A 20,771-nucleotide genomic window follows, 5' to 3' on the forward strand; every position below is an offset into this window, starting at 1 on the left:
CCAGCGGGGGATTTTTCAAGGAAACCAGCTTGCCTACATTGCGTTGACACGAATACGGTTCTTGCCCGGTGAATGGGCGAACCCCCCGATCAACGAATTGCCTGGGTGAAATGGTGGTTGAAAATCCAATGCTGGCGGATGAAGCCGCAGGCCCTGAAAAGCTGTATTTCCAGTTCCTGGAAAATGGCGAATGGAAAATACAGTCCTGCACCCACTGCAGGCGCGCCGTCTTCTATCCCAGGGTGGCTTGCCCCCATTGCGGAGAGGATGCGCTGAAATGGTTTGCGCCCCAGGGCGCGGGCACCGTCTATTCGTCCAGCACGATTTACCGCTCGCCGGAGCAGGGCGGCAGCTACAACGTCAGCCTGATCGATATCGATGAAGGCGTGCGGCTCATGGGCTGTGTCCAGGGCTGCCTGCCCTCGGAGGTGAAGATCGGCCAGCGGGTGCGGGCACGCATCGAAAAGCGGGAGGGCGGCGCCCGCCTGGTTTTCGACCGGATGGAGGCCATGCCATGCGCTTGAACGATTTGCGCGGGCGGGTGGCCATCGCCGGAGTGGGGCAAGAGGGCCTCGGGGAGGCGCAAGGCTTCACCGAACAGGAGATCCTGAGCCGGGCGGCGCTGAATGCGGTCAAGGATGCCGGGCTGTCGCTGAAGGACATCGACGGCATCACGACCTGCAGCTCGCTGTCCACGATGTGGGTGATGCCTGTCATCGAATACCTGGGCATCCGGCCCACCTTCATCGACAGCACGATGATCGGCGGCTCCAGCTACGTGGCCCACCTGCTGCCGGCCATCCATGCGCTGGAGTCGGGGCAATGCAATGCGGTGCTGGTCTGCTATGGCAGCACGCAGCGTACGGCAGCCTTCAATCGCGCAGAGCTGACCCGGGTGCGCAAGGTCATGGACCCGCAGCCGTTCGAAACACCCTACGACGCACCCATGCCCGTGGCGGCCTATGCGCTGGCGGCGCAGCGCCACATGCACCAGTACGGCACCACGCGCAAGCAGCTGGCAGAGGTGGCGGTGGCGGCGCGCAAGTGGGCGCAGCGCAATCCGGAGGCGGTGCTGCGCGGCGACCTCGGCATCGACGACGTGATCCATGCGCGTCCCGTGGCGGAGCCGTTCACCGTGCGCGACTGCTGCATGGTGAGCGACGGCGCAGGCGCCTACGTGCTGACGCGGGCGGACCGGGCCAGGGACCTCGCGAAGAAGCCGGTCTATGTGCTGGGCAATGCCACGGCCTGCTGGAACCGGCAGGTGTCCTCGATGGAGGACCTGACGGTCACGGCCGCCAGCGAATCGGGCCGCCGTTGCTTCGAGATGGCCGGCTATGGGGCGAAGGATGCCGATCTCGCGATGCTGTACGACGCCTTCACGATCAACACCATCCTCTTTCTCGAAGACCTGGGCTTCTGCGCCAAGGGGGAGGGTGGCGCGTTCGTGGACGACGGTGCCATCGCCCCGGGCGGGCGGCTGGCCGTCAATACCAATGGCGGAGGCCTGTCGTGCGTGCATCCCGGCATGTACGGCGTGTTCCTGATGATCGAGGCCGTGCGGCAGCTGCGCGGCGAATGCGGGCAGCGGCAACTGAACGATCCGCATCTGGCGGTGGTGCATGGCAATGGCGGGACGCTGTCCAGCCAGTCCACGGCGTTGCTGGGCACAGAACAGACCCTCTGAACCGGGTTCACCAAGAAAAGGAGACACGGATGACAACGTCGTGGAGCATGACCACGGGCATCGCCATGGCTGCGATGGCCTGCACGGCCGCCATGGCCCAGCCGGCCGCCATGCCGGCCTGCCCGGGAGCGTCGATGCGCATGGTGGTGCCGGCGGCACCCGGCGGCACGACGGATCTCGTGGGGCGCCTCGTCGCGAACCACCTCGCCCGCCGCGCCGGCACGTCCGTGGTGGTGGAGAACAAGGCCGGTGGCGGCGGGACGATCGGTGCATCGGGCGTGGCGCATGCGCGGCCCGATGGCTGCACGGTGCTGATGGGCAACGTGGGCTCGAACGCCATCAACTATGCGCTGAACAAGAAGCTCAACTATGGGCCCCAGGACTTCGCACCGGTCACGCAGGTGTTTGCCGTGCCCAATGTGCTGGTGGTGAATCCCGGCGTCGCGGCCCAGGACGTGAAGTCGCTGATCCGCCTGGCCAGGGAAAAGCCGGGCACGTTGGCGCTCGCCAACTCCGGCGTCGGCCAGTCCACGCATATGACGGCCGAGCTGTTCCGCATGGAAACCGGCATCGACGTGATCACCGTGCCTTACAAGGGCAACGCGCCCGCCGTCGCCGACCTGCTGGCAGGGCAGGTGCAGATGATGTTCGACAACGTCGCAGTCTCGCTGCCCCACATACAGGCGGGCAAGCTGCGGGCCCTGGCCGTCACCAGCGCGAAGCGCGTGGAGGAGCCTGCCCGGCGTGCCCACGATGGCGGAAGCCGGCATGGAAGGCTTCAACGTGGTGGCGTGGTTCGGCCTGTTCTATCCCGCGCGCACGCCGGCGGCGCACGTGGCCTGGCTGCAGTCGGAGGTCGCGGAAATCCTCAAACAGGCCGACGTGCGCAAGCAGATCGCGGAATGGAGCGGCGAGCCCGGCGGGGAGCCGTCCGCAGCATTCCAGCGCTATGTGGATCAGGAAGTGCGCCAGTGGCAGAAGGTGGTGGACACCGCGGGCATCACCCTGCCATGACGCTTTGCATGGGGCTGGACTCTTCGGTGGAGAAAACATGTTGAACAAGGTGATGCCCTCGCTGCCGGCCGCGGTGGCAGGCATTGGGGATGGGGCGACGCTGCTCATCGGCGGGTTCGGGCCCTCCGGCGTGCCCACGGAGCTGCTGCGTGCGTTGCTGGACACGGGCGCGCGTGAACTCACCATCGTGAACAACAACGCGGGCAATGGCGAGGCCGGGCTCAGCGAGCTGATCCGTGCGGGGCGGGTGCGCAAGATGATCTGTTCCTTCGCGCGCTCGTCCAATCCCCGCAAGCCCAATGCGGAGGCTTTCGGCGAGTGGTACAGGGCTGGAAAGATCGAGCTCGAAGTCGTCCCGCAGGGCACGCTGGCCGAGCGCCTGCGGGCCGCCGGTGCGGGCGTGGGGCCGTTCTATACCCCCACCGCCTACGGCACCCGGCTCGCGGAAGGCAAGGAAGCGCGCGAGTTCGGCGGCCGGGGGTACGTGCTCGAACACCCGCTGCATGGCGACGTGGCATTCGTCTGCGCGCATCGCGCCGATGGGCACGGCAACCTGATGTACCGCTATGCGAGCCGCAATTTCGGCCCTGTGATGTGCATGGCCTCCCGGCTTGCCGTGGCGCAGGTGGACGAGGTGGTGCCGCTGGGCAGCCTGCCGCCGGAGCATGTGATGACGCCGGGCATCTTCGTTCAACGTGTCGTGGAGGTTCGCCGTGGTCGAGCATAGGTTGTCGCGCGAGCGCATGGCGCAGCTCGTGGCTGCGGACATCGATCCGAATGCCTACGTGAACCTGGGTATCGGCATGCCCACGCTGGTGGCCGACTGCCTGGATCCCTCGCGCGGCATCGTGCTGCACAGCGAGAACGGCATCCTGGGCATGCGCGGACTGGAGGCAGGCGAGGAGCCCGATCCCGACCTGATGAACGCCACCAAGGATCCCGTGATGCTCACGCCCGGCGCATCCATCACCGACCACGTGGTGTCGTTCTCCATGATGCGCGGCGGCCACCTGGATCTGACGATCCTGGGGGCGTTCCAGGTGTCCGGCCGGGGCGACCTCGCGAACTGGGATACGGGCCAGGCCGACTCGATCCCCGCGGTGGGCGGTGCCATGGATCTGGCGGCGGGCGCCCGCAAGGTCTTCGTGATGATGCAGCACCAGGACAAGGACGGCGCGCCCAAGATCGTCCCGGAATGCACGTATCCGCTGACCGGCGCGGGCGTCGTGGATCGCATCTACACGGATCTCGCCGTGGTGGACGTCCAGCCCGGGGGGCTGCTGGTACGCGGGATGGTGCGGGGGCTGGCCTTCGAGCAATTGCAGCTACGCACGGGCGTGCCGCTGCGGCGCGCAGACGACTGTGCCGTGCTGGAGCCATGAGCAGGCGCGCACGCAAACCCAACACATAACGATCAGGAGCAGCAATGAACTGGAGTGCAGAACTCGCGGAGCTCGACCGGCGCAGGCAATTCGCGCAGGCCATGGGCGGATCAGAGAAGGTGGAGCGGCAGCACCGCAACGGCAAACTCACCGTGCGCGAGCGGGTGGAACAATTGGTGGATGCAGGCTCGTTCACCGAGGTGGGTGGCCTTGCCGGGACGGGCCAGTACGACGACAACGGGGTGCTGCAGCACGTGTCACCCTCCAACGTGGTGCTGGGCCGGGCGCAGATGAACCAGCGGCCCGTGGTGGTCATTGGCGACGACTTCACCGTGCGCGGCGGCGCCAACGATGGCGCCGTGGGCGACAAGATGGCCTTCGCCGAGCAGATGGCCTATGACCTGCGCCTGCCCATGGTGCGGCTGGTGGATGGCACGGGCGGCGGAGGCTCGGTCAAGAACATCGAGAAGATGGGGCATGCGCTGCTGCCCAAGATGAAGATCTGGCCCTACGTGGCGCGCAACCTGAGCCGTGTTCCCGTGGTGTCGCTCGCGCTGGGTTCGGTTGCAGGACAGGGCGCCGCGCGCGTCGCGGGCAGCCATTACTCGGTGATGGTGAAGGACACGTCGCAACTCTTCATCGCAGGCCCGCCGGTGGTCGCGAAGATCGGGCAGGATCTTTCCAAGAACGAACTGGGCGGCAGTCAGATCCATGCGCGCAACGGCGTGGTGGATGACGAGGTGGCCTCGGAGGCAGAGGCGTTCGCGGCGGCGCGGCGCTTCCTGAGTTACCTGCCGTCGTCGGTCTACGAAGTGGCCGGGCGCTGCGACGGAACCGCCGAGGTGGCGGACCAGGCCTGGCTGCGCGACGCCATCCCGAAGGATCCGCGCAAGGTCTACAAGATCAAGCCCATCGTCGAAACGCTGTTCGACCAGGGCAGCGTGTTCGAGATCGGGCGCCACTGGGGCAAGGCCATCATCGGCGGCCTGGCGCGCGTGGACGGCTGGCCCGTGGTGTTCGCGGCCAGCAATCCCTACTTCTATGGCGGGGGATGGGACCGGCAGACGGCGGAGAAATTCGTGCGCCTCGTGGACCTGGCGGAGCATTTCCACCTGCCCGTCGTGAACATAGTCGATATCGCGGGTTTCCAGATCGGCCTGGAGGCCGAGAAGGACGGCGTGATGCGTGCGGGGGTGCGTGCACTGACAGCGGTGGCGCAGGCGACGGTGCCGTGGTTCTCGCTCATCATGCGGCGCGCGTTCGGCGTCGCGGCGGGGGGCACCAGAACTCCAGCCGCTTCAACTTCCGCTATGCCTGGCCCTCTGCGCAGTGGGGTTCGCTGCCGATCGAGGGCGGCCTGGAGGTGGCCTACCGCGCGGAGATCGAGGCCGCGCCGGACCCGCAGGCCAAGCGCGCGGAGATCGAGGCGCGCGTGCGCAGCCTCACCTCGCCCTTCCGCAGCGCCGAGGCGTTCGTGATCGAGGACATCATCGACCCCGCGCAGACGCGCCAGCGGCTGGAAGAGTTCGCACGGCTGTCCGCGCCGCTGCGCACGCCGGGCGAGACGCGTGTCGGCTACCGGCCATGAGGGAGGTGCCAGCACCATGAACAAGGTTCTGATCGCCAACCGGGGCGCCGCCGCCAGCCGGATCATCCGGGCCGTGGAGGCGCTGGGCCTGAAGCCCGTGGTCGTGTACTCCGAGGCGGATGCCCAACTGCCCTACGTGCAACAGGCCCGGGAAGCCTATTGCATCGGCCCCGCGCCGGCGCGGGAAAGCTACCTGAACCAGGAGGCTCTGCTGGAATGCATGCGCAGGTCGGGGGCGGATGCGCTGCATCCGGGCTATGGGTTCCTTTCCGAGAACGCCGCTTTCGCCAGGCGCGTGGAGGAGGCGGGCCATTGCTTCATCGGCCCATCGCCCCGCTGGATCGAGCTGCTGGGCCATAAGGCGGCCGCACGCAGCTTCATGCGGGAGCACGGGCTGGCTCTGGGTGATAGCTCGCCGGTGCTGCCCATGGACGACATGGCCGCCGTGCATGCCGCAGCGCAACGGCTGGGCTACCCCGTGCTCATCAAGCCCGCCGGCGGCGGTGGGGGCATCGGCATGGTGCCTGTGCATGCAGCCGATGCGCTGGAGGCGGGCTGGCAGCGCGCTGGCCAACTGGCCGGCAAGGCCTTTGCCGATCCATCCCTCTACCTGGAGCGGTTCGTGCAGTCGCCGCGCCACATCGAGTTCCAGTTCATCGCGGACCGGCATGGCCATGTCATGTCGCTCTTCGAGCGCGACTGCTCGACGCAGCGGCGCTACCAGAAGGTCATCGAGGAAGCTCCGGCGCCGAGCATCGAGCGCGCGGCGGTCGAGGACATGTGCGCCCGGCTCGAACGCCTCCTCGGCAATGCCGGCTACGACGTGATCGGCACGGTGGAGATGCTCTACACCCCCGATACCGGCTTTTCCTTCCTTGAGGTCAACACCCGCCTGCAGGTCGAGCATGCCGTGACCGAGGCCGTGACCGGGGTCGATCTGGTGCAGGCGCAGATCCGGCTGGCTGGAGGTGAGCTGCTTTCCTCGGTCGTTGCAGCCAGGCCGGCATTGGCGGGGCATGCGATCGAGGCCCGCATCTATGCGGAAGACCCGGTGCGGTTTCTGCCGTCTCCCGGCGTGCTGCACGAGTTCAGCCTGCCCGCCCGGATGCCCGGCATTCGCGTGGAGACGGGCTACGCACAGGGCAACAGCGTAGGCAGCCACTACGACCCGATGGTCGCCAAGCTGGTCGCACATGGCGCAGACAGGAACGAAGCGATCGCCCGCTTGCTGGCGGCGCTCGATGGCACGCGCATCCAGGGAATCAAGACCAACATCCCCATGGTGTCCCAGGTGCTCTCGAGCCCGGCGTTCAGGCGCGGGAGCATGACGGTGGACGGTTTATCCGCGGCGCTGCAGGAACGGCAGGCAGCGCCATCGACGATGGCAGGCAAGGAACAGGAGACGGTATGAAAACGGTTTGCGCAACGGTGTCCGGGAAGGTCGTGCAGTGCTCGGTACGGGAGGGCGATGAGGTCGGGCCCGGCGACGAGGTGCTGAAGATCGAGTCCATGAAGATGGAAATCCCGGTCGAGAGCGAGGCGAGCGGGCGTGTCGCACGGCTTCTGGTGCAGGAAGGCGACGACGTCCAGGAAGGCCAGGTTCTGGTGGAACTGGGCTGAGGCAGGCGACCCCTGGGTTTTTGAAAGCATTTCTATAACGAAGGAGACATGACATGAAAGCCAATCAACAGTGCAGCGGGAAACCGATCCCTTCGCGCCGCCGGGCCATCGCGGGCCTGGCAGCGTTCGGGCTCGCCCTGGGAGGCGTGCTGCCTTCGGCCATGGCCGAGAGCGCCAACGATTTCCCGAGCAAGCCCATCACCATCGTGGTGCCGTTCTCCGCGGGAGGAACCACCGACATCCTTGCCCGCCTGATCGGCCAGAAGCTCACGGAGCGCTGGAAGGTGGCGGTGGTGGTGGACAACAAGCTGGGCGCCGGCGGCAATATCGGCACGGCCCAGGTGGCGCGCAGCGCACCGGATGGCTATACGCTGGTGATGGGCACGATCGGCACGCATGCCATCAACCCAAGCCTGTACGCCACCATGCCCTATGACGCGCTGAAGGATTTCGCGCCCATCACGCGTACGGCCATGGTGCCCAATGCGCTGGTGGTGAACGCCAGCGCGCCGTTCAATTCCGTCAAGGAGTTGATCGCGTACGGAAAGGCGAACCCGGGCAAGCTGACGTTCGGCTCGTCGGGGCAGGGTAGCACGCTGCAGATGTCCGGTGAGCTGTTCAAGATGATGACGCAGGTGGATATGGTGCACGTGCCCTACAAGGGCAGCGCGCCGGCGGTGGCCGACCTGATGGGCAATCAGATCTCGATGATCTTCGACAACATGCCTTCCGCGCTGCCCCACGTGAAGGCCGGAAAATTCAAGGCGCTGGCAGTCACGTCGGGCACGCGGGTGCCCCAGCTCGCGGATGTGCCGACCATGGTGGAGGCGGGGGTGCCGGACTACGAGGTGATGTCCTGGTTCGGGCTCTGGGCGCCGGCCAGGACGCCGGCGCCGATCGTGGAGAAGCTGAACCGCGCCATCGTGGAGATCCTGCGGACTCCGGAAGTCCAGCAGAAGATCTCGGAGCAGGGCGCGGTGCCGTCGGCGGACACGCCGGCTGAGTTCGACAGCTTCATCCGTGCTGAGACGGAGAAGTGGAACAAAGTGGTCAAGGCCGCGAAGCTCTCGGCCCTGTGACGGTGGCTCCGGCCTGTTGTGATTGGATGGAGGAATATGGCAATGGAACGCATGCTGGAAGGCAAGGTGGTCGTGGTGACGGGCGCGGGCGGAGGCATCGGCCGCGAGATCGCGCTGCAGATGGCGGATGCGGGCGCGCGGGTGGTGGTCAACGACATCGGCGTCACGCTCCAGGGCGAGGCGCTGGAGCGGGCGGGGCAGGCGCTTTCGCCTGCCGAGGCCGTGGCGAGGGAGATCCGAGAACGGGGGGGCGAGGCAGTTGCGAGCCTGGACTCCGTGGCCACGTCGAAGGGCGCCAACGCCATCATCGAAAGCGCGGTGGACCATTTCGGCAGGATCGACGGCGTCGTCAACAACGCGGGGAACCTGCGCGACCGCTCGTTCCACAAGATGAGCGAAGACGAATGGCGTGCCGTCATCGCCGTGCATCTGGATGGTTCCTTCTTCGTGAGCCGGGCTGCGGCAACCCATTTCCGCGAGCAGGAGTCCGGGGCCTTCGTCCACATGACGTCGACCTCCGGACTGATCGGCAACTACGGGCAGGCGAACTACGGCGCGGCCAAGCTCGGCATCGTGGCGCTCTCGAAGATGATCGCGCTGGACATGGCGCGGTACAACGTGCGCTCCAACTGCATCGCGCCGTCGGCCTGGAGCCGCATGACGAGCTCCATCCCCACGGACACGCCGCAGCAGCGCGACCGCGTGGAAAAGCTCAAGAAGATGGAGGTCGGCAAGATCGCGCCCATGGCCGTCTACCTGCTCTCCGACGCCGCCAGCGAGGTGACGGCGCAGATCTTCGCGGTGCGGGCCAACGAGATCATGCTGATGAGCCAGCCGCGTCCCTTGCGCTCGGTGCACCACGGCGACGGCTGGACGCCCGAGCTGATTGCGCAGATCGCCATTCCCGCGATGAAGAAGCACTTCTATCCCCTGGAGCGTTCGCCGGACGTGCTGAGCTGGGACCCGATCTGAAGTGGAGCGCCCATGCATCTGAGCTATGAAGAACTGCTGAGGCATGACATCCCCGAGGTGCGCCACGCCTATTCACAGCGCGACGCCATCGTCTATGCGCTCTCGGTCGGCCTGGGCCAGGACCCGCTGGATGCGCTGGATCTCCGGTACGTGGATGAACAGTACGGTCCTTGCATCCTGCCGACCATGGCGGTCGTCCTGGGCTATCCGGGGTTCTGGCTCAAGGCGCCGGGGATCGGTGCGGACGTCACCCGGCTATTGCACGGGGAGCAGTCGGTGACGCTGTTGGCACCCTTGCCGCCCAGCGGCGAGGTTGTTGGCAAGACGCGCGTGCTGGAAGCCGTGGACAAAGGCGACAAGGGCCTGCTGCTCTATACCGAGAAGGAGCTGCGCGAGGCGGTATCCGGCCGCCTGCTGGCGCGCACCGCGGCCACCCATGTCTTGCGCGGGGACGGGGGCATGGCTGGCGCGCCCACGCAGGCGCGCGCGGCGCCTTCCTTTCCGGAAGGTGGGCCGCGCTGGCGGGAGACCGTGCATACACGCCCGGAACAGGCTTTGCTGTACAGGCAGAACGGCGACCGCAACCCCCTGCACAGCGACCCGGGCGCGGCCAAGGCCGCAGGATTCGACAGGCCCATATTGCATGGGCTGTGCACCTTCGCCGCAGTCAACCATGCCGTCTCGCGCAGGCTCGGCAAGGTGGACGAGGACGCATTCGAGAGCGTGTCCATGCGCTTCGCCGCTCCCGTATTTCCTGGCGAGACGTTGGCCATCGACGTTTGGGAGGACGGCGCGTTCAGAGCGAGCGCGGTCGGGCGGGACATCGTCGTGGCGCAGGGCCGCCAGACGCATCGGTGAACGGAGAAAACGCTTCATCGGCGCGGCTTCTCGCCTTGCCGCACTGTGCCGGGTGAGGGAGGGATGATCCAGCCTGCATGCCGCGCCATCATCTGCTGCGTGATGGCCCGCACCTCCTCCATCGCCGCCAGCGCCACCGACGTGGGGTTGCCCATGCGGCGGGTCACGATGCCGACAGAGCGCAGTGGCCCGTCCACGATCTCGCACATCTGCATGCCGCGCATACCGAGGATGGGCACTACACCCAGGTAGGGCAGCACTGCCACACCCACGTCTTTTTTCACCAAGCCGGCTACGGTAGTGGCCTGATCGACTTGCATCTTGGGCCGGTATTCGATGCCGCGCTGCAGATACGCCGCACTCATGTAGCGCATGGCAGTGCTGGCGTCGGTGAGTGTGATGAGGGGCAGGGCCAGCAATTCCTCGAGGTGCATGCGTGGGCGCACCTGCTTGCGCCACCTGCCGCTGGCCAGCAGCACGAAACGGTCGCGGAGCAATTCTTCGTAGACCAGGTCCGGGTGCGAAGGAGCGACGGATGCCAGTGCAAAGTCGGCCTGGTGGTCGAGCAGGCGCTGGATACAGGCGCTGTTGGCGCAGTCGTATACGGTGACCTGCGGTGCGCGGAACCGCCGCTCCATGGCGGCACAGACATCGGGAAGTACCACATACGCCAGCGACGGCCAGCAGGCGATGGATAACTGCAGCGCCTCGCGCTCCGCCGAGGACTGCATGCGCTGCAGGCCGGTTTCGAACTCGCCCACGATGGAGCGCGCGAGCGTTGCCATGCGGGCGCCGCCGGGGGTGAGCCGCACGCTGCGGGTGGTGCGTTCGAACAGGGGCAGGCCCAGTGTGGTTTCGAGGTCCTGGATTGCCTTGCTCAACGCGGGTTGGGTCATGAACAGCCGCTCCGCCGTCTTGCTGAAGTTCAGCGATTCCGACAAAGCCAGGAACATGCGCAACTGCCTGGGGGAGACATTCATTCCTTCACCTGATAAATCGATAGATACAAAGAATTTCAAAAATATATCGTCTCTGCCTACGATTGGCATCCCTAGAGCAAAGGAGCGAACTCCGTGGCCCGTATTCCCTATGCCGACTGCACCAGCGCCGCCGTGCGCCCGTTGGCCGACCGTATCGCCGCCGAGCGCGGCAGCATCCTGCACCTCTACCAGATGCTGCTGCACAGCGCGCCGGTAGCCGAGGGCTGGCTGGGCTATCTGACAGCCATCCGTCAGAAGTCCAGCCTGCCGGGCGATGTGCGCGAGCTGGTCATCATGCGCGTGGCATTGCTCAACCATGCACCTTACGAGGCGGATCAACATGCTCCCATTGCGCTGCGCGAGGGTGTGTCGCAGGGCAAGCTGGATGCGCTAGCGCAGTGGGAGGACTGTCCGCTGTTCGACGCGCGCGAGCGCGCCGTGCTGGCCTACACCGATGCGATGACGCGACAGGTGCAGGTGAACGACGAAGTCTTCGCCGCCGTGGCCGCGCATTTCGAGCCGCCGCGCCTGGTGGAACTGACGGCCACGGTGGCCGCCTACAACATGGTCTCGCGCTTCCTGGAGGCGTTGCAGATCCATTCGCACGACGCCCGCTGACGCTTCCAATTTCTACAAAGGAGACATTGCATGCTCAAAAAAGCCCTTGCCATCGCCGCGCTCGCGCTGCCTTTGGCCGCCGCAGCCCAGGACGCCTGGCCTTCGAAAGCGATCACGTTCGTGGTGCCCTATCCGCCGGGCGGGCCTACCGATTTGATGGCACGGCTGATCGCCAAACCGCTCTCCGAGAGGCTCAAGGTGCCTGTGGTCGTGGAAAATAAGGCGGGTGCCAGCGGCAACATCGGTACGGGGCAGGTGGTGCGAGCCAAGCCCGACGGCTACACCATTTTGCTGGCTGCGAGCGGCAACCTGTCGGCCAACCAGTTCCTCTACAACAAGCTGGGTTTCGATCCGGTCAAGGACTTGGCGCCGGTCATGCAGATCTCCAAGTTCCCGCTGGTGCTGGAGGTGTCGGAGAAAAGCCCGATCACCAGCTTCAAGGATTATGTGGAATACGCGCGCAAGCCCGAAAACCGTGTGACCTTCGGCTCGGCCAGTAACGGCTCGCCGCAGCACCTGGGCGGCGAATTGTTCAAGGCCATGGCGAAGATCGATATTTCCCACGTGCCTTACAAAGGCGCCGGCCCGGCTATCGTGGACCTGATGGGAGGGCAAATCACGAGCATGTTCGACATCCTGGGCAGTTCCATGCAGCACATCAAGTCCGGCAAGCTGCGGCCCCTGGCTGTCACTACCAAGGCACGCTCTGCCATGCTGCCGCAGGTGCCGTCCATCAGCGAACTGGGCTATCCGGATTTCGAGTACTACGCCTGGCACGGCATTTCCACCACGGCAGGAACACCCAAGCCTGTAATCGAGCGCCTGAACACGGAGTTGCGCGGCATCTTCGGAGACGAGGCCTTCAAGGCCAAGTGGCTGGAAATCGGCTCGGAAGTCGTCGCAGGGACGCCCGAGCAGTTCGACGCCGTCATCAAGAGCGAGGCGCGCAAGATGCAGGAGCTGATCCGCACCCTGAACATCCAGCTGGATTGACCCCTACACTTGGCGGCTCACCCCTTCAGGAGAGACGCCATGCTGCGAGATGACCTCAGGAAAGACTTCGACGCCCTCGTGCCCAGCGCAGGTGCCAGCCGCCGCGCCGCCCTGCAACTGATGCTGGGCGCGGGCTACGCGGCGGCGGCCGCGCCCGTGATGGCACAGACCGCCATCAAGACCCCGTCCGACGGCCTCACCGTGGGCGAAATCGACTACACGGTAGGCGGCTTCAAGGTGCCGGCTTATCGCGCCGCGCCGGCGGGCAAGACGGGGTTGCCCGTAGTGCTGGTCATCCAGGAAATCTTCGGCGTGCATGAATACATCGCCGACGTGTGCCGCCGCTTCGCGCGCGCGCGGGCTACTTGGCGATCGCGCCTGAGCTGTATGCGCGCCAGGGCGATCCGGGTGCCTATGGCGAGATGGCCAAGCTTATGGCTGAGGTGGTCTCCAAGGTGCCCGATGCCCAGGTGCTCGCCGACCTGGACGGTGCCGTGCAATGGGCCGGTGCCAATGGCGGCGACCTGAAGAAGGTGGGCATCACCGGCTTCTGCTGGGGTGGGCGCATCACCTGGCTGTACGCCGCCCACGGCCCCGTGAAAGCGGGCGTGGCGTGGTACGGGCGCCTGGTGGGGCAGACCAGCGACCTCACGCCCAAGCATCCCTTGGACATCGCGCCCATCCTCAAGGCACCGGTGCTCGGCCTCTATGGCGAGAAAGACACCGGCATCCCTCTTGACACGGTGGATAAGATGAAAGCGGCCCTGGCACAGGGCTCGGCCGCCGCCAAGGCGTCCGAATTCGTGGTCTACCCCGACGCGCCGCACGCCTTTCATGCCGACTACCGCCCGAGCTTCCGCAAGGAGCCCGCCGAAGACGGCTGGAAACGCGCGCTGGCCTGGTTCAAGCAACACGGCGTGGCCTGAGCCACGGCGCAGCCACAAAGCCCTTCGGGGCTTTTTTTGCGTGTGCGGAATGGACTGAAATTTCGAGGAAAATCCGCGCTCGACCCAATAGGGGCAAGCGCTAAAAGCTATGACATTGGTAGCAATCATCCTGGCCACTCTGGCCGCAGGCATCGGCAGTGTGTGGGTCGCCGCGGCGTTGCTGCGCGCGGGCCTGGGCGGGCGCTGGCGCGTGGGGCCGCAGCACCTGTTGAGCCTGGCTGCAGGCGCGCTGCTGGCCACGGCCTTCATGCACCTGCTGCCCGAGGCCTTCGAAAGCCAGGCCAGCGCGCACGACCTGTTTGCCACATTGCTTGTAGGGGTGGTGTTCTTCTTCCTGCTCGACAAGGCGGAGCTGTGGCACCACGGTCATGAACATGGGCATGGGCATGAAGCCCCGCATGCGCAGGGCGAAGCGCACGGCCACGACCATGGCGCGCATGCGTCGCACCACCATCACCACAACGGCCCGCGTGCGGGCGGATGGGCCGTGCTCACGGGTGACAGCGTGCACTGCTTTGGGGATGGCGTGCTGATCGCATCGGCCTTCGTGGCAGATCTGCGGCTAGGGTTGGTCGCGGCGATTTCGGTGCTGGCGCACGAGGTGCCGCACCATATGGGCGATCTGCTGGTGCTGCGCCAGACCAGCGCCAGCCGCCGCATGGCGCTGGTCAAGGTGTCGTTGGCCGGGGCGGTGACCGCTCTCGGGGGGCTGGCGGGTTTCTTCCTTGTGGAGCGGTTGCACGACTGGCTGCCGTACTTCCTGGCCGTGGCTTCCAGCAGCTTCGTCTACGTGGCGCTGGCTGACCTGATCCCGCAACTGCAGCGGCGCCTGTCGGCACGCGAGACGGTGGTGCAGGTGGTGTTCCTGCTGCTGGGAATGGTGATGGTCACGGTGGTGAGTGGCCTGGCGCACGGCCAGGCCCATGGTCACTGAGCACGGCCGCATGGCGAAAATCAATATCCTGCATCTCCAGACGCTGTGCCAGATTGCACAGCTCGGCAGTTTCCAGGCCACCGCAGACCATATGTACACCACCCAGCCCACGGTGTCCGCGCGCATGCGGGAGCTGGAGGCCAGGCTGGGTTTTCCGGTGTTCCACAAGCGCGGCCGCAGGATGGATCTGACGACGCAGGGGCGGGAACTGGTTCAGCAGATCAAGCCCCTGCTGGCCGCCATCGACGACGTGATCCACACGCTCGACGATGCCTCCCATGCCTCGGGGCTCATACGCCTGGGCATTGCCGGGCTGATCGGCCAGACCTGGTTTTCGCAGTTCGTCACCGCTGCGCGGGCGGCCATGCCGCAGTTGAACTTCGACGTAGAGGTCGGGCAGACCTCCCTGAGCGTCAACAAGCTGGAGACAGGCCATCTGGACCTGGTGTTCATGGCCACGCCTTCCCTGACCTCCGACCGTTTCCATGTGGAGCCCATCGGCTCCGTGGACGTGTTGCTGGTCGGCTCGCCCGCCCTCGTGGGGCGTGACGGCGCGCACTCCGCCGTCGACTGGCTGGAGGCGATGCGCTCGCAGCCGGTGTGGTCGCTGTCCAAGGAGTCGCCCATGCATCCGATCCTGGTGAAGCTCATCAAGGAGAACAACCTGCGCATCAAGATCGACGTCTGTGGCGACGTGCTGACCTTGAAGCAACTGCTGCGCTGCGGCACGGGAATCGGCCTGATGACCTATCCCATGATGGAATCGGAGCTGAAGAGCGGCGAACTCGTTGCGCTGAAGGGCGCGCCGGCTTTTCCCCGCATTTCCTTCAATGCCGCATGGGGCATGGACCAAAGCCAGACCGTGATCCGCAAGCTGGTGGCGTTGGCCAAGACCATCTCCACCTTCCAGTGAACGCTATTCCGGCTTCACGCCCGCTTCGCTCAAGAGCTTCTGCCAGCGCGCCACCTCCTCGGCCAGCAGCTTTTCCGCCCCTGGCGTGCTGCGCTGCGCGGCGCTGGGAACCGCGAGGCCCATTTGCTTGTACCGCTCCAGCAGGTCCGGCTGGGCCAGTGTCTTGTTGATGGCTGCGTTGAGCGTGTCGGCCATCGCCGGGGAAACGCCTTTCTTGACCAGCACCATGTTCCAGATGGTGTAGTTCAGATGCTTGTAGGATGTCTCGCTGGCCGAGGGGACATCCGGCAGGACGCTCACGCGCTGCGGGCTCAGCACCACCAGCCCCTTGATCTTGCCCGATGCGATCGAACTGACGGCGGTGCTGCTGCTCTCCACCGTGTAGTCGATCTGCCCGGCCATGACATCGGACGTCGCCTGCGCCGCGCCGCGATAGTGCACGGGCGTGATGTTGATGCCCAGGCCCGCGTTGAGCAGCATCCCTCCCAGGAAAGCGCCCGAGCCGACGCCAGCATCGCCGAAGTTCATTTTCGCGCCATGGGTCTTGGCATAGGCGGCGAATTCATCCAGGTTCGATGCCGGGAAATCGGCGCGCACGGAGAGCACCTGCGGCGCATCGGCCACCGAGGCGATCGGGGTGAAGTCCTTGAGAACGTCGTAGGGCAGGTTTTTGTAGACGGAGGCATTCGCGGCCAGTGTCCCGACGTTGCCCAGCAGGATGGTGTAGCCGTCGGCCGCGGCCCTGGCCACGCGCGCCTGGCCTATCGACCCTCCGGCGCCGGGAACGTTCTCCACGACCACGGACTGCTTCAGTTCCTGGGCCAGCCCTTTGGCCAGCGTTCTTGCCAGAACGTCCGTCGCTCCCCCTGCGGTATACGGCACGATCAGGCTGATGGGCCGCTCGGGATAGGCGCCGGCCTGCGCGCCCAGGCTTAACGCCAGGCCCAAAGGGCCGAGCACGAGGCGCATGGTTTTCGAGGTGCGGGAAGTCTTCTTCGCATGCATGGTGTGTCTCCAATCAATCAAACAACGGTCGAACTCGTTTTTCGAACGGCAAGCCCAGGCCATTGCGCTCTCGAAGGGCGCATGTACGCTGGTGGAATTCGGCGGCGTCCGTGGTGGAACGCCGGTCAATCTCAGGCGGGGTCGCTCAGCGAGAAACTCACGACCTTCTCGTCGGTCATGTCGCGGATCGCGTATTTCGGCCCTTCGAAGCCATAGCCGCTGTCCTTGACGCCGCCATAAGGCATGCCGTCGTTGCGCGAGCTGGAGGTTTCGTTCACATGCAGGCCGCCGACGCGCAGGTTGCGCGCCATGTAGAAGGCGGTGTTCACGTCATTGGTGAACACGCCCGTGGCCAAGCCATAGGGCGTAGCGTTGATGCTCTCGATGGCCTCGGCAACCGTCTGGAACGGCATCAGGGTCACGACGGGCGCGAAGATTTCCTGGTCCACCACCTTCATGCCCGGCCGCACATCGGACAGGATCGTCGGCTCCAGCACGGACTTGTCGCGCCTGCCGCCCGCGACCAGCCGTGCGCCCAGGGAAATTGCTTCCTGAACCCAGGCCTCGGCGCGCCTCGCCTCCTTCTCGGCAATCATCGGCCCCACATCGGTGTCGGCCAGCCGCGGGTCGCCGCTCTTGAGCGCGCGCGTGGCCTGTTCCAGCCTGGCCGCGACTTCCTCGGCCCGGGATTGCGCCACATACAGGCGCTGGATCGACGTGCACACCTGGCCCGCCTTGCGGAACGTGGCGCGCAGGATGCGCGGCAAGGCCATGTCGAGATCGGCATCCGCACAGATCACCGTGCAGGCGATGCTGCCCAGTTCGAGCTGCGTGCGCCGGCGGCCGGCCTTCTGCTGGATGATGCGGCCGACCCGCGTGCTGCCGGTGAAGGTGTAGAAGTCGATGCCTTGCTCGTCCAGCAGCCATTCCCCCGCTTCCGCGCCTTCTCCATGGACCAGGGAGAGAAGCTCGCCGGGCCAGCCGGCCTCCAGCAACACGTCGCAGATCAGGCTCGCGGTCAATGGCGTGTACCCCGAGGGCTTCAGGATGACGGCGTTGCCCGCGGCAATGGCGGGCGCGATCTTGTGCAGTAGCGCGTTGAACGGCGCATTGAAGGGCGTGATGGCGCACACGACGCCCACCGGCGTGCGCAGCGTGAAGGCAATGCGGTCCTTCTGGCCGGGGTTGCCGTCCATGGGGATCATCTCGCCGCAGATGCGCTTGGCCTCCTCGGCCGAGATTTCCAGCGTATCCAGGCCGCGGTCGATCTCGCCGGACGACTCCACCGCGGTGAATCCCGCCTCCAGCATCATGATGTCCACGAACTGCTGCTTGCGCGCCTGGATGATGTCCGCCGCCTTGCGCAGGATGCGCGAGCGCTTGTAGCCGTCCGGCACCTGCTTCAAATGGCGGCGCGCCACGGCCACGGCCTCCTGGATATGTTCGCGGGAGGTCTGGTCCACGTGGGCTATCGCCTCGCCGGAATAGCGGTTGCGCACGGCAAAGCGGGTGCCGCTGCTCACGCGCTGGCCCGCGATCAGGCTCAGCGTCGAAACGGATTCGAAAACTTGGGGGATGGATGCTGTCATTGCGTTATCTCCAGTCATGGATGCCTTACTTCGCCAAAATCAGGTCGGCGGCCTTCTCGCCGACCATCAGGCTGGCGGCCAGCGTGTTGGCGGACGGAACCTGGGGCATGACGGAGGCATCCGCGATGCGCAGGTTTTCACATCCGTAGACCCGCAGCGACGGGTCGACCACGGCCATGCGGTCTTCGGGCGGACCCATCTTGCAGGTGCCCACCATGTGGTAGCCGGTGGTGCCCTTCTGCCTGGCGTAGTCCAGCCATTCGTCGTCGGTGTCGATGTCCTTGCCCGGCTGCAGCTCTTTCGCCAGATAAGGCGCCATCGCCGAAGAGCCCATCAACTGCCGCGCGAGCTTCAGCGCTTCGACCAGCGTGCGCTGGTCCAGCTCATGGCTGAGAAAATTCGGCTGGAGCAGCGGCGCCTGCAGCGGGTCCTTCGACTGGATATGCACATGGCCGCTGCTCTCGGGCCGCTGCTGCCGGGCGCCCGTGCTCATGCCCGGCATGTCGTCGAGCACGTAGTTGCTGCCTTCCTTGTAGCTGGCCGGCGTGAACAGGATCTGGATGTCGCCGCGCACAGGGCTGAACCGGGTTCGCCAGAAGACATGCACGAGCGAAGGGCTCAACGCCAGAATGCTGGGCCGGCCCGCGAACCACCTGAGCACCTCCCTGCCCAGGCGCCACCCTCGGGACAGCTCGTTGAGCGTCGTGGCGTTCTGCGCCCGCGCGATGCTGCGCACCGTGTAGTGGTCGCGGAAATTCGCGCCCACGCCGGGCAGGTGCTGCTTGACGGCGATGCCGTGGCCCCTCAGCAGTTCGGAGTCTCCCAGGCCGGAGAGCTCCAGGATCTTGGGCGAATGAAGAGCACCCGCACTGAGGATCACCTCCTTGTTGGCGTAGAGCATATGGGTCACGCCGTGCCTGATGTACCTCACCCCGATGGCGCGCTTGCCCTCGAACAGGACTTCCGACACCACGGACTCGGTCTTGAGCCGTACCCGCCCTGTCTGCATCGCGGGCCGCAGGAAGGCGTCGGAGCAATTGACGCGCCGGTTCCTGTGGATGTAGCGCTGGAAATAACCCGCGCCCAGTTGGTCCTTGCCGTTGTAGTCGGGGTTGTAGGGAATGCCGAATTCCTCGCACCCCTTGATGAAGGCATCGCATAGCGGCGAAGTCCAGTCGGGATTCGTGATGGGCAATTCCCCGTCCGTGCCGCGGAACGCTGGATCGCAAGGCCCCAGCCGGCGTTCCGACCGCTTGAAGTAGGGCAGCACATCGGCATAGCCCCAGCCGGCGTTGCCCATTCTTTCCCAGTCGTCGAAGTCCTCGGGCTGCCCGCGCGAATACACGAGGCCGTTGACCGAGCTGGAGCCGCCCACCACCCGCCCTTGCGGCATGGCAATTCTCCGGTTGTTCGTCGCGGCAGCCGGCTCGGTCTGGTAGTTCCAGGTGATTTTTCCGCCGTACAGGGTCTTGACGAAGCCGACCGGGACGCGAATGAAGAAATCCTTGTCCTCGCAACCCGCCTCGATGACGCAAATGCTGTGATGGCTTCGCTCGCTCAGCCTTTTGGCGATGACGGACCCCGCCGGCCCCGAGCCGACGATGATGTAGTCCACGTACTCGTGCATTGTTTCTCCAGCGCCGTGGCGGCGTGTTTCTTCTGTCGTGCCAACTTCGGCCCGGTCGGGCGGGGCGCTCAAGTGCGGAACCGGAACCTGAATGCCGAACCGTGCGAGACGACATGGCCCGCCGTGGGGCCCGCGAAATGGCCCGTCAGCAGGATCTTCGAGTTGTCGGCGCAACTCTCGAGCAGGTTCAGGCGCGTCTGCAGCGCCGCTGCGCCGTTGAAGTCAGCCGCATTCGAGAGATGGGGGCGCGCGCACTGGATGGGGTGGTGGATCACATCCCCCGACATGATCGCGTGCTCGTGGCCGTGGCAGACATGCACGAGCAGGTTGCCGGGCGTGTGGCCGGGCGCGCTTTCCAGGCGCACGTCCGTTCCCAGCTCCGTTGCCACCTGGTCCCCGGCATCGACGAACACGGCGCGGCCCGCTTCGACCACCGGCAGCACGCTGTCGGCAAAGGAGCCGCGGTTGATGGGCGCCGCTGGATTCTCGCCATGCAGGCGGTGGTAGTGCTCGAACTCCTGCCGGCCCATCAGATAGCGCGCGCGGGGGAACGTCGGCACCCACCGGCCATTGTCGAGCCGGGTATTCCATCCGACATGGTCTGCATGCAGATGCGTGCACAGGACCAGGTCGATGTCCTCGGGGCGCAGGCCCAGGCGCGCAAGGTTTTCCAGGTAGTTCGTGTTCAACCGGTGCCACTCGGGCATCGAGGGACGCTCCTTGTGGTTGCCGTTGCAGGTGTCCACCAGGATGTTGCGGGTGGGCGTGCGGATGACGAAGGAATGGAAGCTCAGCTTGAGCTTGCGGCTGACCTTGTCGATACAGCAGGGGTCCATCCAGTCGATCTCGGCGTCGATGTCCGTGGATTGGATGTTGGGCAGGAGCCAGTCGGCCGCCAGATCCATGCTGGCGATCTCGACGACCTTCTCGATGCGGGCCTTGCCTATGTCGATGGGCTGCATGCA

At 65.8% G+C, this 20,771-nt stretch carries 19 protein-coding genes and 3 pseudogenes; 17 read left to right on the forward strand and 5 right to left on the reverse strand.

Annotated elements, in window-relative coordinates:
- Positions 1-110 precede the first annotated feature (110 nt).
- The 12 genes and pseudogenes from AAG689_RS03080 to AAG689_RS03135 all read left to right on the forward strand — a co-directional run bounded on the left by AAG689_RS03080 (position 111) and on the right by AAG689_RS03135 (position 10,200).
- A complete protein-coding gene (locus AAG689_RS03080; RefSeq protein ID WP_406624712.1) occupies positions 111-524 on the forward strand; it encodes a Zn-ribbon domain-containing OB-fold protein in 414 nt (137 codons plus the stop codon).
- The gene (locus AAG689_RS03085) at positions 515-1,687 is read left to right on the forward strand and encodes a thiolase (RefSeq protein ID WP_406624713.1); all 1,173 of its coding nucleotides are present in this window, start codon (positions 515-517) and stop codon (positions 1,685-1,687) included. The genes AAG689_RS03080 and AAG689_RS03085 overlap by 10 nt, the downstream gene beginning before the upstream one ends.
- Before the next feature lie 140 nt (positions 1,688-1,827).
- Positions 1,828-2,355, forward strand: a pseudogene (locus AAG689_RS03090) (Bug family tripartite tricarboxylate transporter substrate binding protein); the annotation flags it as partial.
- A 100-nt stretch (positions 2,356-2,455) separates the two neighbouring features.
- Positions 2,456-2,701 (forward strand): hypothetical protein, encoded by a 246-nt coding sequence (locus tag AAG689_RS03095; RefSeq protein WP_406626274.1) that lies wholly within the window; start codon positions 2,456-2,458, stop codon positions 2,699-2,701.
- Between the two features lie 37 nt (positions 2,702-2,738).
- Positions 2,739-3,428: a 3-oxoacid CoA-transferase subunit A gene (locus AAG689_RS03100; RefSeq protein ID WP_406624714.1), complete on the forward strand. Its 690-nt coding sequence runs from the start codon at positions 2,739-2,741 to the stop codon at positions 3,426-3,428.
- 16 nt (positions 3,429-3,444) lie between these two features.
- Positions 3,445-4,083, forward strand: coding sequence for a 3-oxoacid CoA-transferase subunit B (locus AAG689_RS03105; RefSeq protein WP_406626275.1), 639 nt, complete (start codon positions 3,445-3,447; stop codon positions 4,081-4,083).
- Between the two features lie 44 nt (positions 4,084-4,127).
- Positions 4,128-5,671, forward strand: a pseudogene (locus AAG689_RS03110) (acyl-CoA carboxylase subunit beta).
- A gap of 16 nt (positions 5,672-5,687) precedes the next feature.
- Positions 5,688-7,082 (forward strand): acetyl/propionyl/methylcrotonyl-CoA carboxylase subunit alpha, encoded by a 1,395-nt coding sequence (locus tag AAG689_RS03115; RefSeq protein WP_406624715.1) that lies wholly within the window; start codon positions 5,688-5,690, stop codon positions 7,080-7,082.
- Positions 7,079-7,291 carry an acetyl-CoA carboxylase biotin carboxyl carrier protein subunit gene (locus AAG689_RS03120; protein ID WP_406624716.1) on the forward strand — a complete coding sequence of 71 codons (213 nt, stop codon included), beginning with the start codon at positions 7,079-7,081 and terminating at the stop codon, positions 7,289-7,291. The genes AAG689_RS03115 and AAG689_RS03120 overlap by 4 nt, the downstream gene beginning before the upstream one ends.
- A 53-nt stretch (positions 7,292-7,344) precedes the next feature.
- Positions 7,345-8,370, forward strand: a complete 1,026-nt coding sequence (locus AAG689_RS03125) for a Bug family tripartite tricarboxylate transporter substrate binding protein (RefSeq protein WP_406624717.1) — start codon at positions 7,345-7,347, stop codon at positions 8,368-8,370.
- A gap of 42 nt (positions 8,371-8,412) precedes the next feature.
- Positions 8,413-9,342, forward strand: coding sequence for an SDR family NAD(P)-dependent oxidoreductase (locus tag AAG689_RS03130; RefSeq protein WP_406624718.1), 930 nt, complete (start codon positions 8,413-8,415; stop codon positions 9,340-9,342).
- Between the two features lie 12 nt (positions 9,343-9,354).
- A complete protein-coding gene (locus AAG689_RS03135) occupies positions 9,355-10,200 on the forward strand; it encodes a MaoC/PaaZ C-terminal domain-containing protein (protein ID WP_406624719.1) in 846 nt (281 codons plus the stop codon).
- Between the two features lie 14 nt (positions 10,201-10,214).
- On the opposite strand, the gene AAG689_RS03140 is transcribed toward AAG689_RS03135, so the two are convergent.
- Positions 10,215-11,180, reverse strand: a complete 966-nt coding sequence (locus AAG689_RS03140) for a LysR family transcriptional regulator (protein ID WP_406624720.1) — start codon at positions 11,178-11,180, stop codon at positions 10,215-10,217.
- Positions 11,181-11,273: 93 nt separating this feature from the next.
- On the opposite strand from AAG689_RS03140, the gene AAG689_RS03145 reads away from it, so the two are divergent.
- From AAG689_RS03145 to AAG689_RS03165, 5 genes and pseudogenes are all read left to right on the forward strand, one after another.
- Positions 11,274-11,798, forward strand: coding sequence for a carboxymuconolactone decarboxylase family protein (locus AAG689_RS03145; protein ID WP_406624721.1), 525 nt, complete (start codon positions 11,274-11,276; stop codon positions 11,796-11,798).
- A 30-nt stretch (positions 11,799-11,828) separates the two neighbouring features.
- The gene (locus tag AAG689_RS03150; protein ID WP_406624722.1) at positions 11,829-12,791 is read left to right on the forward strand and encodes a Bug family tripartite tricarboxylate transporter substrate binding protein; all 963 of its coding nucleotides are present in this window, start codon (positions 11,829-11,831) and stop codon (positions 12,789-12,791) included.
- A gap of 39 nt (positions 12,792-12,830) precedes the next feature.
- Positions 12,831-13,717 (forward strand): annotated as a pseudogene (locus tag AAG689_RS03155) (dienelactone hydrolase family protein).
- 109 nt (positions 13,718-13,826) lie between these two features.
- Positions 13,827-14,672 (forward strand): ZIP family metal transporter, encoded by an 846-nt coding sequence (locus tag AAG689_RS03160; protein WP_406624723.1) that lies wholly within the window; start codon positions 13,827-13,829, stop codon positions 14,670-14,672.
- 10 nt (positions 14,673-14,682) lie between these two features.
- On the forward strand, positions 14,683-15,585 hold the full coding sequence (locus tag AAG689_RS03165; protein WP_406624724.1) for a LysR family transcriptional regulator: 903 nt from the start codon (positions 14,683-14,685) through the stop codon (positions 15,583-15,585).
- Between the two features lie 3 nt (positions 15,586-15,588).
- Here the strand turns inward: AAG689_RS03165 and AAG689_RS03170 are convergent, their stop codons facing one another.
- The 4 genes from AAG689_RS03170 to AAG689_RS03185 form a co-directional block, all read right to left on the reverse strand.
- The gene (locus AAG689_RS03170) at positions 15,589-16,554 is read right to left on the reverse strand and encodes a Bug family tripartite tricarboxylate transporter substrate binding protein (RefSeq protein WP_406624725.1); all 966 of its coding nucleotides are present in this window, start codon (positions 16,552-16,554) and stop codon (positions 15,589-15,591) included.
- 167 nt (positions 16,555-16,721) lie between these two features.
- On the reverse strand, positions 16,722-18,179 hold the full coding sequence (locus tag AAG689_RS03175; RefSeq protein WP_406624726.1) for an aldehyde dehydrogenase family protein: 1,458 nt from the start codon (positions 18,177-18,179) through the stop codon (positions 16,722-16,724).
- 25 nt (positions 18,180-18,204) lie between these two features.
- Entirely contained in the window at positions 18,205-19,794 is a 1,590-nt protein-coding gene (locus AAG689_RS03180) for a GMC family oxidoreductase (protein WP_406624727.1), read from the reverse strand.
- Positions 19,795-19,874: 80 nt separating this feature from the next.
- A complete protein-coding gene (locus AAG689_RS03185) occupies positions 19,875-20,768 on the reverse strand; it encodes an MBL fold metallo-hydrolase (RefSeq protein WP_406624728.1) in 894 nt (297 codons plus the stop codon).
- Between the last annotated feature and the right edge of the window lie 3 nt (positions 20,769-20,771).

The organism is Acidovorax sp. SDU_ACID1, from assembly GCF_045291395.1.
Classification (GTDB): domain Bacteria; phylum Pseudomonadota; class Gammaproteobacteria; order Burkholderiales; family Burkholderiaceae_C; genus MR-S7.